10 protein-coding genes are annotated in these 12886 nt (G+C 32.7%); 2 read left to right on the top strand and 8 right to left on the bottom strand.

The window, feature by feature from the left end:
* Positions 1-115: 115 nt before the first annotated feature.
* The 6 genes from HMPREF2897_RS00880 to HMPREF2897_RS00905 all read right to left on the bottom strand — a co-directional run bounded on the left by HMPREF2897_RS00880 (position 116) and on the right by HMPREF2897_RS00905 (position 7815).
* Positions 116-1174 carry a PIN/TRAM domain-containing protein gene (locus tag HMPREF2897_RS00880; RefSeq protein WP_002475537.1) on the bottom strand — a complete coding sequence of 353 codons (1059 nt, stop codon included), beginning with the start codon at positions 1172-1174 and terminating at the stop codon, positions 116-118.
* Positions 1175-1227: 53 nt separating this feature from the next.
* Positions 1228-2601 carry a DNA repair protein RadA gene (gene radA, locus HMPREF2897_RS00885; protein WP_002458651.1) on the bottom strand — a complete coding sequence of 458 codons (1374 nt, stop codon included), beginning with the start codon at positions 2599-2601 and terminating at the stop codon, positions 1228-1230.
* Positions 2602-3305: 704 nt separating this feature from the next.
* Positions 3306-5759 (bottom strand): ATP-dependent Clp protease ATP-binding subunit, encoded by a 2454-nt coding sequence (locus HMPREF2897_RS00890; RefSeq protein WP_002458652.1) that lies wholly within the window; start codon positions 5757-5759, stop codon positions 3306-3308.
* A 13-nt stretch (positions 5760-5772) separates the two neighbouring features.
* Positions 5773-6780: a protein arginine kinase gene (locus tag HMPREF2897_RS00895; RefSeq protein WP_080035617.1), complete on the bottom strand. Its 1008-nt coding sequence runs from the start codon at positions 6778-6780 to the stop codon at positions 5773-5775.
* On the bottom strand, positions 6770-7333 hold the full coding sequence (locus tag HMPREF2897_RS00900) for a UvrB/UvrC motif-containing protein (protein WP_002475503.1): 564 nt from the start codon (positions 7331-7333) through the stop codon (positions 6770-6772). Before HMPREF2897_RS00900 ends, HMPREF2897_RS00895 begins: the two co-directional genes overlap by 11 nt.
* Before the next feature lie 20 nt (positions 7334-7353).
* On the bottom strand, positions 7354-7815 hold the full coding sequence (locus tag HMPREF2897_RS00905; RefSeq protein WP_001832288.1) for a CtsR family transcriptional regulator: 462 nt from the start codon (positions 7813-7815) through the stop codon (positions 7354-7356).
* Positions 7816-7971: 156 nt separating this feature from the next.
* On the opposite strand from HMPREF2897_RS00905, the gene HMPREF2897_RS00910 reads away from it, so the two are divergent.
* Positions 7972-9186, top strand: coding sequence for a NupC/NupG family nucleoside CNT transporter (locus HMPREF2897_RS00910; protein ID WP_002458655.1), 1215 nt, complete (start codon positions 7972-7974; stop codon positions 9184-9186).
* 575 nt (positions 9187-9761) lie between these two features.
* Here HMPREF2897_RS00910 and pdxT read toward each other — a convergent pair.
* Both pdxT and pdxS read right to left on the bottom strand, forming a co-directional pair.
* Entirely contained in the window at positions 9762-10319 is a 558-nt protein-coding gene (pdxT, locus tag HMPREF2897_RS00915; protein WP_032603020.1) for a pyridoxal 5'-phosphate synthase glutaminase subunit PdxT, read from the bottom strand.
* A gap of 2 nt (positions 10320-10321) precedes the next feature.
* A complete protein-coding gene (gene pdxS / locus HMPREF2897_RS00920) occupies positions 10322-11209 on the bottom strand; it encodes a pyridoxal 5'-phosphate synthase lyase subunit PdxS (protein WP_001830030.1) in 888 nt (295 codons plus the stop codon).
* A gap of 96 nt (positions 11210-11305) precedes the next feature.
* On the opposite strand from pdxS, the gene HMPREF2897_RS00925 reads away from it, so the two are divergent.
* A complete protein-coding gene (locus HMPREF2897_RS00925; protein ID WP_038813070.1) occupies positions 11306-12670 on the top strand; it encodes a MocR-like pyridoxine biosynthesis transcription factor PdxR in 1365 nt (454 codons plus the stop codon).
* Positions 12671-12886: the final 216 nt, after the last annotated feature.

A 12886-nucleotide genomic window follows, 5' to 3' on the forward strand; every position in this document is an offset into this window, starting at 1 on the left:
GTATAACCTGTTAAATAAAACCAATTTGAAATATTTCAATTAAATATAGCACCTAAATTCGTAAGGTACGTTTCACATGAAACCCTTATTCTAACAAAGATAATCTATTAAATTTTCAGTCAACAAATTTCGCAAAAACAATTCTTCCTGATGATGTTTGTAACAAACTTAAGACCTCTAAATCAACCTGTTGACCAATGTAACTCTTCGCGTTATCAACAACCACCATTGTACCATCATCTAAATATCCTACGCCTTGTCCTGGCTCTTTACCTATCTTCGTTAATAAAATACTTAACTGGTCGCCTTGATGTACATTAGGTTTGATTGCTTCCGATAAATCATTAACGTTGAGTGCAGTAATTCCTTGAACATGACATACTTTATTTAAATTAAAATCAGTCGTAATCACATGTGCGTGATACTGTTGTGCTAATTTAATTAATAATGTATCTATATCACTATGGGATTGAGTTGGATGTATAACGCGTGTAGGGTAATCTAAATCATAAAGTTGATTCAAAATATCTAATCCTCTTTGACCTTTTTCACGTTTCACGCTATCTTTAGCATCCGCTATAACTTGTAATTCATTTATAACGCCTTGTGGTATTAATATATCACCATCGATAAATCCGCAACGTATAATATCTAATATCCTTCCATCGATAATTGCACTTGTATCTACAATCTTAGGTGTCGCTCTTCGTGTATTATTAGACATCGAACGTGCCATATTCTCTGGTAAAAACATAAGCATTTCATCTCTTTTTTTCAGACCAAATTGAAAGCCTAAATAACATAAAATAATAGTGATAATCATAGGTACAAAGTGATTTAATATGGAATTACCTATCATTTCTAAGATAAAAGAAACCATCACTGAAATAAATAAACCAATAATTAAACCAATTGTAGCAAATAATATTTCTACCGCACTGCGTCTCATGATTAATTGTTCAAATTGTTTAAAAGCATATGTTACTTTATTAATGAATAATCCAAATATAATAAAAAATATAATAATACCTATGAAACTATCTACATAATAATTAGTGATAACCGCATGATGATGAATGCCAAGATCTTTAACAACTTCGGGTATAATTATAACACCAAGAGCTGCACCAACAATGATATAGATTGCTACAACAATTGCTTTTGTTATATTCAACTTATATCCTCCTTCCATTGATGTTATATCCTAGTATGGCTTAATAATACGGCTTACCTCGGTTTTGAATGTAATGCATATTTTAAAGCTTCATGTACTGATGAAACACCAACGACTTGGATGCCTTCTGGGAATGTCCAACCTCCAATATTTGTCTGTGGAATAATAGCTCTTTTAAACCCTAGTTTGGCCGCTTCTTGAACACGTTGCTCTATGCGAGATACTCTGCGTACTTCACCTGTTAATCCAACTTCACCCACAAAACAATCTAATCCATCAACAGCTTGATCTTTAAAACTTGATGCTGTCGCAACAATAATACTTAAATCAACAGCAGGTTCTGTTAATTTGACGCCACCTGCTACTTTAATATAGGCATCTTGTTGTTGGAGTAAATAGTTTTCCTTTTTTTCTAGAACCGCCATAAGTAAACTTAATCGATTATGATCTATACCTGTAGCCATTCGTCTAGGATTATTAAATGTAGTTGGTGTAACAAGCGCTTGGACTTCAATGAGTAGTGGTCTTGTTCCTTCCATAGTGGGGACGATTGTAGAGCCCGGAACATTTGTAGAACGTTCCTCTAAAAACATTTCAGAAGGATTAAGTACACCTTTTAATCCACTTTGCTTCATTTCGAAAATCCCCATCTCATTTGTAGAACCGAATCTATTTTTTACTGCTCTAAGGATACGATAAGCGTGATGCTCGTCTCCTTCAAAATAAAGAACTGTATCAACCATATGTTCCAATAATCTTGGTCCGGCGATTTGTCCTTCTTTTGTTACGTGTCCCACAATAAATGTGGCAATATTCATCTGTTTAGCAATGTTCATTAAACTCTGCGTACTCTCTCTTACTTGTGATACCGATCCAGGTGCAGAACTAATTTCCGGATGATAGATTGTTTGAATCGAATCAACAACAAGTAAGTCAGGTCTCTCTTCTTTTACAGTTTGATGTATCACTTCTAAATCAGTTTCGGCTAAAACATTAAGATGACTAGAATCTTCTTCCAAACGATCAGCGCGCAACTTAGTTTGATTAATAGATTCCTCACCAGTAATATATAAAACATTCTTATTTTGTGACAGCGCAGCACAAATTTGTAGCAATAAAGTCGACTTACCAATACCTGGGTCTCCACCTATTAGTACTAATGAACCACTTACAATACCTCCACCTAAAACGCGGTTAAATTCCTTTGATTCTGTAAGTAGTCTAGGGGTAGCTTCATGCTTAACACTATTTAACTTTTGTACCTTACCTGCTGTTTCTTTTGTTTTTACACCATGTTTAGGATGAGCAACCTTTTCTACTATTTCTTCCATTTGATTCCACGCGCCGCAGTTAGGGCACTTACCCATCCACTTAGGAGATTGATAGCCACATGCCATACATTCGAATATTACTTTTTTCTTGGCCATTGAGACACCTCCGATTTAATATGAACAAATCTATTTTAAACTGACAAGTTGAATCTGACAAATTAAAAATAAATAATGATGTTGATAACACTTATAAGTCTATAACCCTTTCATAATATTTCTATAATGAACCTATAACATTTATCATATGCTTATCTGTTTATACATTCTGGCAATTACCTTAATGATGATTCAGCAAAAATATAAGTGAATTTTTAAATAAAAACTAGGAACCTTTGATTTAGTGGTCTATTAATTTTATAAAAAAATATTATAAAGATAATCATGTCATCGATAATTAATAAGAATTAAAACAATAACCTATGAAAAATCTCATAATACTGTTTTCATTTAATACGTGAACCAATGATTAAAAGCGATTAATTATTTAGTAATGAACTAAAATATTATGATTAACAAATATTGTTAAGTATGTCATTAAAAATTTCAAATTGATTTCCCTCATTCAAGTGTTACTTATCTTAGTAAATAAAATGCCTGAGACAACGATTGTCCCAGGCATTTTATTTATTGGCAATTGACAACCGAGTTTTACTTAGTCTAATCTCAATTTTCAACTCTAGTCCTCATTGCCAAGTGAGACAGCGAATTACTTAAGCTTTCTATCTCACTCTTTTTAATTTAATATTTAACGTTATAATTGTAGTAATTCAATATGTGAAATTAAAGTTATAAAAATTTAATTATGATTCTGTTGTTTCTTTTTTGGTTGTACTTTCATGAATATCATACTTAAATTCTTTACCATCATGATCAATTGTTACTTCTTTACCTTCAATTTTATTTCCATCTAAAATCAATTCACTTAAATTATCTTCAACCGTTTTTTGAATTGCTCTAATGAGTGGTCTAGCACCATATTCAGGATCATATCCTTCTTCTGCAATTTTTTCTTTCGCTTTATCAGTAACAACAATATTAATATTTTGCTCTGAAAGACGGTGTGTAAGTTTATTTACCATCATTGTAACAATTTCTTTTAATTCATCTTTTGTAAGTTTATGGAAGACAATAATGTCATCAACACGGTTTAAGAATTCTGGTCGGAATGAATTTTTTAATTCTTTCATCATTGTTTTTCTGACAGTTTCGTAGTCACTACCTTCTGAAGCACCTCCGAAACCAGCAAAGCGTTGGTCTTGTAATTCTTGAGCTCCCACATTAGAAGTCATAATAATCACAGTATTACGGAAGTCCACAGTACGACCTTTAGTATCTGTTAAATGACCATCATCTAAAACTTGTAGAAGAATATTAAAAACGTCAGGATGTGCTTTCTCAATTTCATCAAATAAAATGACAGAGTATGGTTTACGTCTAACTTTTTCAGTCAATTGACCGCCGTCATCATGTCCTACATATCCTGGAGGTGCACCAACTAATCGACTGACAGCATGTTTCTCCATAAATTCACTCATATCTACGCGAATCATTGCATCATCTTCACCAAACATAGATTCAGCTAAAGCACGTGCTAATTCAGTTTTACCGACACCTGTAGGTCCTAAGAAAATAAAACTACCGATTGGACGTTTTGGATCTTTAAGACCAGCACGAGCTCTTCGAACAGCTTTACTAATTGAATTGACAGCATCGTTTTGTCCAATGACACGTTTATGAAGTGTATCTTCAAGATTCAATAAACGATCTGATTCAGTTTCATTAATTTTAGTTAGAGGAATACCCGTCCAACCAGCTATTACTTCAGCGATATTTTCTTCAGATAAGGCAGTATCTAAACCACCTTGTGCATTTTTCCATTCATTTTTAGCATCTTCATATTGCTTTTCAAGTTTAGATTGCTTATCTCTTAAATTAGCGGCATTTTCAAATTCTTGGGCATGAACTGCAGCATCTTTTTCATTTTTTACTTTATCAATTTCTTGTTCAATCTCTTTTAAATTACTTGGAGTTGTATGACTTTTAAGTCTAACTTTTGAACTTGCCTCATCAATTAAGTCAATGGCTTTATCGGGCAAGAAACGATCTGAAACATAGCGATCACTCAATTTAGCAGCCGCTTCTAAAGCTTCATCTGAAATATTAATTCTGTGATGAGCCTCATAACGGTCACGTAATCCTTTTAAGATTTCAATCGTGTCTTCAACTGTAGGTTCATCCACTTGAATTGGTTGGAAACGACGTTCTAGTGCAGCGTCTTTTTCTATATTTTTACGATATTCATCTAATGTTGTGGCACCTATACATTGCAATTCTCCGCGAGCTAAAGCAGGTTTTAAAATATTAGATGCATCAATTGCTCCTTCTGCGCCACCAGCACCAACTAAAGTATGAAGTTCATCGATAAATAGAATAACATTACCAGCTTGATGAATTTCCTCCATTACTTTTTTCAATCTTTCTTCAAATTCACCACGATATTTAGTGCCAGCTACGACTGTACCCATATCTAATGACATTACACGTTTGTCTTTTAAAGTTTCTGGTACTTCATTTTTAACAATTGCTTGCGCAAGTCCCTCAGCAATTGCTGTTTTACCAACACCGGGTTCACCAATTAGCACAGGATTATTTTTAGTACGACGACTTAAAACTTCAATTACACGAGTAATCTCTTTATCTCGTCCTACAACTGGATCTAACGTTCCATCTTTAGCAATAACAGTTAAATCTCTAGCTAATCCATCTAATGTAGGCGTGTTATTAGACTTATTAGCTTGCGCATTTTTATTACTCATTTCTGGACTTCCTAAAGCTTTTACAACTTGGGCACGTGCTTTAGTAATATTTAAATCTAGGTTTGCAAACACACGTGCTGCAACACCTTCATTTTCTCTAATTAAACCTAATAGAATATGCTCTGTTCCTACAAAGTTATGATGTAGCTTTCGAGCTTCATCCATAGACAGTTCAATTACTTTTTTTGCTCTCGGTGTATAATGTAGTGTGCCCATTTGCTCTTGACCGTGACCGATAAGTTTTTCAACTTCTTCGATGACTTTATCTTCAGTAATATTAAAACTTTCTAATACCTTTGCAGCTATACCTTCTGGCTCTTTCATTAAACCAAGCAAAAGATGTTCTGTTCCAATATTAGAATGGTTCAAACGAATTGCTTCTTCTTGTGCATGTGCCAACACACGTTGTGCACGCTCTGTCAATCTACCAAATAACATGTATAAATACCTCCTATTTTATATGCTCTCTTAATAAATCAGCTCTTTTTTCATTTACTGTTCTATTATCTTCGTCATCTATTAAAAATGGCGACTGTATTGCTACCATTAATTCATTAAATTTAAAATTTTCAAGCAAAATATAATTCAAATCAATACCTAGTTTCACTTCGCTTAAACGATATGAGGCTTCTTCCATAGAAATAATTCTACTGTTTTGTAGTACACCTAATGATCGATAAACTCTATCTAGTGTCTCTACAGGATTGTGTTTATCAAGTCTTTCTCTTATTTGCTTTTCTTCATTTATAATTTGATTTACGACTTCAGTTAAGTTATCGATGATGGCTTCTTCTGTTTTCCCTAATGTAAGTTGATTTGAAACCTGATAAATATGACCATATACTTGTGACCCTTCTCCGTATATACCTCGAATTGTAAATCCAAAACGGTTAATTGTTTGTGCAATTCTGTTCATTCTTTTCATAATGGAGAGTCCAGGTAAATGTAACATCACACTTGCACGCATTCCTGTACCAATATTAGTAGGACAGGTAGTTAAATATCCTAAATGCTCATCATAACTAATGTCTAACGCTTTATCTAATTCATCATCAATTTTAGAAGCACGTTGATATAAATCCTTTAGCGATAAATCAGTTCCTAGAGCCTGTATTCGTATATGATCTTCTTCGTTTATCATGACACTTACCGATTCATCATCATTTAACATTACTGCTGAAGCAGGTTGTTTCACTAGTTCAGGACTTACAAGATGTTTCGCAACCAATTTCATTTTACTTTGTTGATCCATCGTATCTAAACGATTTAAAGTTAAGTTGGGAAGCACATCTTGAACTTCATTAATCACTCGATATCCTTCTTGCTCTGAAGGGAACATAAGTGGATGGACATGATTTTCAAGATTTCTAGCTAATCGAATTCTAGAAGAAATAATAACAGGTGTCTCCTCAGACATCTTCATCCACTCACTAATATTAGTATGGATATTACTCATCATGAGACACCTCGCTTTCACTTTTTAAAGCTTTAATTTCATCACGAACAATCGCTGCCTCTTCAAACTCTTGATCATTTATCAATTTATTTAGATATTTTGATTTTTCTTCAATTTGCTTTTTTATTGCAAGTTTCTTATACGATGATTGTGGTGTTTTTCCTACATGCTCAAATTGACCACCTTGAACACGTTGAACTATATCAATGATGTCTTCTTTAAACGTAGCATAACAGTCAGCACACCCAAACTTACCAACATGTGCAATATCCTTAAGTGTCATCTGACATGTTGGGCATCTTTTTTCTTCTTTAAATGCCATCTCATGAAAATTAATACCATGTTTTGCAGCAAGGTGTTGAAGTATCTGTTTCACCACAAATGCTTCTTCTATATCGTCTTGGTGTGTATGATACGTATTATCATCGTTAGAATGTAACCAGGGATTTTCTCCTTGGGCACATACTGAACATACCCATTTTTCATGCGTACTATCTATACCTTTAACAGTAAGTTTAACTTCCGCTTCATTAAAATGGCAATTTTCACAAAGCAATTTTAAACACCTCACCTAACCTAGTAATAATTAATAACTGGTAGTAATCGTTTTAAGATATTAGCTCTTATAATATCGCGTGCAACAACATCCATTTTTAAAGTTTCTCTATCGATAATGGTCTGTATCATTTTAGCTTCTCTTTCATTAATCAAACCTTTATCTAACAAACCATCTATGACATAATACCCTTGTTGTTGAGAAATAGATGGACCTATTAATTGTAGTAAGTGATTAATATAACCTGTTGCATCTTTATTTTCAATTTTAGTGATTCGAATGTAGCCACCGCCACCACGTTTACTTTCAATTTCATAACCATGTTCATTGGTGAAACGTGTCTTAATAACATAGTTAAGTTGAGAAGGAACACAATCGAAACGTTGAGCAATATGAGCGCGTTGTATTTCTACAACATCTTCATCTGCTTCTTCAAATAACCGCTTAATGTATTGTTCTATGATGTCAGACATATTGTGCATAGATATCACCTCTTTTTTGACCTTCTTTGACTATATTATATGACCATCTTTGACCTTTTTCAACCAATTTGATTTTAAAATTTCAAATTAATGATGTTAGCGTGTTCATTTTGTTGTATGATAGAAAATAGAAAAAATTTAAAGGAATGAAAAAATATGCATATTGTGATTGGGATATTAGGAATCATTTTCTTTTTAGCACTAGCAGTTTTATTTAGTTCAGACAGAAAAAATATTCGCTGGCGATATGTTGGATTACTATTAGTAATTCAATTAATATTTGCATTTATATTACTCAAAACTAATTTGGGAATTTCAGTTATTGGGGGTATTTCAGATGGTTTTAATTATTTATTAGCTAAAGCAGCGGTCGGTGTCAATTTTGTATTTGGTGGCTTTAAATTTGTTGATCCTAAACAACCACCATTCTTCTTTAGCGTTTTGTTACCTATTGTTTTTATTTCAGCATTGATAGGTATATTACAATATACACGAATACTGCCACTAATTATTAACTTACTGGGATTTTTAATTTCAAAGATTAATGGAATGGGCCGTTTAGAATCTTACAATGCGGTCGCAGCAGCAATTCTAGGACAATCTGAAGTCTTTATCTCATTAAAAAAACAATTACCTTACATACCTAAACAACGCTTATATACATTAACTGCTTCAGCGATGTCAACAGTATCAGCATCAATTATAGGCGCTTATTTTACACTTATTGAACCAAAATATGTTGTGACTGCAGTAGTGCTTAACTTGTTTGGTGGTTTTATCATTGCATCTATCATTAATCCTTATAAAGTCAATGAGGAAGACGACAAATTATTAATTGATGAGAACGAAACAAAAAAACAATCTTTCTTTGAAATGCTTGGGGAGTATATACTAGATGGATTTAAAGTAGCAGTTATTGTAGGCGCTATGCTAATAGGTTATATTGCAATTATTGCTTTATTAAATGGAATGGTGAGTGGAATCTTAAGCTTTGTGTCTGGCGGTGCTATTAAATGGAACTTCCAAACGCTTATTGGATTTATTTTTGCACCTTTCGCTTTTTTAACTGGAATACCATGGCAAGATGCAGTTCAATCTGGTTCAGTAATGGCTACAAAATTACTATCTAATGAATTTGTAGCAATGCAAGATTTAGGTAAAGCGACTGGATTATCGGAACATGCTAAAGGAATTACCTCTGTCTTCTTAGTATCATTCGCAAACTTTAGTTCAATTGGTATTATTTCAGGAGCTATTAAATCATTGAATGATGAAAAAGGTGACGTTGTTGCTCGTTTCGGAATAAAATTATTATTTGGTGCAACACTTGTTTCGTTTATATCAGCGGCTATTGCAGGATTCTTCATCTAATAACATACGTAGATTTAAGCAAGAGTAACGTTTTGTTTCTCTTGCTTTTATTTTAATTCAAATCGTAAAGATACATTTTTCTAAATTCCGAGCTTCTTCAATGACACTCAATCTGTCAATGTATTGAAAAAGCCTGAGACAAGTGTTTGTCCCAGACTTCTTCCTACGATTAGTCAAGTACTTATAATTAAAATAAGCATTACTTTACTTAACCTTTCTCATTTCATTTTCCTATACACGGTTTCAGGAACCCAACATACTACAAACGAATTTCAAAAGGCGAGAGTAAAGCTGACTTGTTTTTTATACGGATTTAAAATCCAAGAGTCTGGACAGTCTACTCCTCTCTATAACTATAAAAAATAGCTATGAAAAAATCTATCGTCATAGATTTCTTCATAGCTAATCTTAGTATGTTTTAAATGATTTAAATATTAGAATTTTGACAAATAATTAGAACAATCAATCGTTATCGCATACGTAGAGTAAAATAATCTACAATTTATAAAACTTCTTTCAAAATAAATTGTTAAATTTGATAGAAAGTAATTTGAAAATCAAATATTACAAAATGATTAATGTTTAATCATATGTTCAATAAAATACTTAGTGATACGATAATCATCAGTTAGTTCTGGATGGAAAGAAACACCGAGATATTGTCCTTGTTTGACGGCTACTATTTTATCTCCAACTTTACTAAGTATTTCCACTCCGTTATCCACTTTAGCAATATGAGGTGCTCTAATAAATACTCCCTCAATATCATTTGCTATCCCTTTAATATCAAGTTCAGATTCAAAGCTATCGACTTGTCTACCGAATGAATTACGCTCAACAGTTATGTCTAATTTCTTTAAATAACCAGACTCATTTTCAACATTTTTTGCAAGAACGATTAATCCAGCACATGTTCCAAACATTGGCATATCTAAATGTTGTAACTTTTCTTTAAATCCATATAAATCCATTAAACGACGTAATGTTGTTGACTCGCCACCAGGTAATATTAGACCATCAATTTCATTTAGCTGCTCTACTCTTTTTATAGCAATGCCTTCATAACCACTTAATTCAATATGACGAATATGTTCACGTACAGCACCTTGTAAGGCTAAAACACCAATTTTAATCATTACCAACCACGCTCTTGCATTCTTTCTTCTAGTGAAATTTGATTAATATCTAGACCTTTCATAGCCGTACCTAGCTCACTTGCCAATTTTCCAATTAACTCATAATCTTGATAATGTGTAGTAGCTTGAACGATAGCTTTAGCAAATTTTTCAGGATCTTCAGATTTAAATATACCTGAACCAACAAATACACCATCTGCACCTAATTCCATCATTAGTGCTGCATCCTGAGGCGTAGCAACACCACCAGCTGCAAAATTAACTACAGGAAGACGTCCATTATCTTTAATTTGTTTTAATACTTCATAAGGTGCACCCAAATCTTTTGCAAATGTCATAATTTCATCATCGTTCATAACTGTTAAACGGCTAACTTCAGAATTAACACGTCGCATATGACGAACAGCTTCAACTATATTACCAGTACCAGGTTCACCTTTCGTACGCAACATCGCCGCACCTTCACCAATGCGTCGTGCTGCTTCACCTAAGTTACGACAGCCACACACAAAAGGAACTGTAAATTGATCTTTTCTTAAATGATATTCTTCGTCTGCAGGTGTTAGCACTTCAGACTCATCTATATAGTCAACACCCATCGATTCTAAAACTCTCGCTTCTGTAATATGACCAATTCTGGCTTTAGCCATAACAGGAATTGAAACAGCATTCATAACTTCTTCAACTATTTTAGGGTTTGCCATACGTGCAACACCACCAGCAGCACGAATATCTGATGGTACACGCTCTAATGCCATTACGGCAACAGCTCCGGCTTCTTCAGCAATTTTCGCTTGTTCTGCATTAACGACGTCCATAATGACACCGCCTTTTTGCATTTCAGCCATTCCTCTTTTCACTCGATCTGATCCTACTATTTTAGACATACTACTTACCCCTTTTCTTATTGATTAAATATATTTTACGAGATAAACTGATATTTAAAAAGGTTCAATTTGTACATAAAGATAGGGGTCAGTTAATTGAAAGTAAATCAACCACTTTATTTATCGTTATATGAAAAGTTAAAAAATCAAATTATCGAAGGTCAATATCAATCAAATGATAGATTTCCATCTAAACGACAGTTAAGTAACTATTTATCTGTTAGCCACACTACAATAGAACATGCATATCAATTACTTGTAGATGAAGGTTTCATTTATTCGAAACCTAGATCTGGATACTTCGTTTCCGATATAGAATCATTGCCAGTGATACATCGACAAACAAATCAATTAAACACTGATAACTTAGAAAAGAAGCAACGACAATATAAATATGCTTTTAATTTAGCTGAAATTGATTCTGAAAGTTTTCCTATGCATATTTTTAGAAAATATGCGAAAGACGTTTTTGAAGATCATCAGCTATCACTATTACAACGAGGTGAGCGTCAAGGAGAATATATTTTAAGGCAACAAATTTCACATTACTTATTTAATAGTCGTGGCGTCACTTGTCACCCAAATCAAGTTATTATTGGATCATCAACAAGCCAGTTACTCGATATGATAACCAATTTACTAAAAAAAGAAGAGTTTATTATTGAACAGCCAAGTTATCCACCAATTAAACATACGCTTGATAAAAAAGGTATAAGTTATATTCAGGTACCAGTTGAACAAAATGGAATACAAATCGATCCTATTTTACATACAAATAACAATATTTTATATATAACACCTTCTCATCAATTTCCAACTGGTTATGTCACCAATTTAAAAAAAAGAACGCAATTAATCAATTGGTCGCATCAAGCAAAGCAAAGATATATTATTGAAGATGATTATGATTCAGAATTTAGATATTTTGGCAAACCCATACCTGCATTACAAAGTTTAGACACAAAAGGAAAAGTCATTTATATTAGTACTTTCTCAAAATCTTTATATCCAAGCTGTAGGATTGCATATATTGTTTTGCCACAAAATTTAATGAACAAATATAATAATCAAAAATATAAAGAAGGAAATACAGTGCCAGTGCACATTCAACACATGGTTGCTCAATTCATGATAAGTGGGAAATTTGAAAGACATTTGAATAAAATGCGAAAGATTTATAGAGATAAACTTGATTATATTTTAAAACGATTAAAGCCATACAATACTCAAATAAAGATTGAAGGCGCACTAACTGGAATGCATTTTACAATAACTGTTAATAATGGATTGTCGATGAAACAATGTTTAAAAAATGCGAAAAAAAATAATTTAAAATTAAAACCTTATCATTACGAAAATTATTCTAAAGCTTATCCAAAATTTATTTTAGGATTTGGGGGGATAAAAAAAGAAGAATTAGAAGACCATGTTAATACATTAATTCATTCACTCGTTATATAAATACTAGACTTTAAGAAACTTTAAAATGCTTTAATTATTGTTACGATACATTACAGTAATTAAAGCATTTAAGGTTAGATATGCTACTTAACCTTTATAAGCCACAAATGAAATTACCTCTTATAAAAGTTATTAAGTAGCTAATTTATTTATCAATACTTTCTTTTTTAGAACTCTTTTCATATAAAAAAAGAGACCTTTCGGTCTCGATTAGGC

Source organism: Staphylococcus sp. HMSC065D05, from assembly GCF_001813195.1.
GTDB lineage: Bacteria > Bacillota > Bacilli > Staphylococcales > Staphylococcaceae > Staphylococcus > Staphylococcus epidermidis.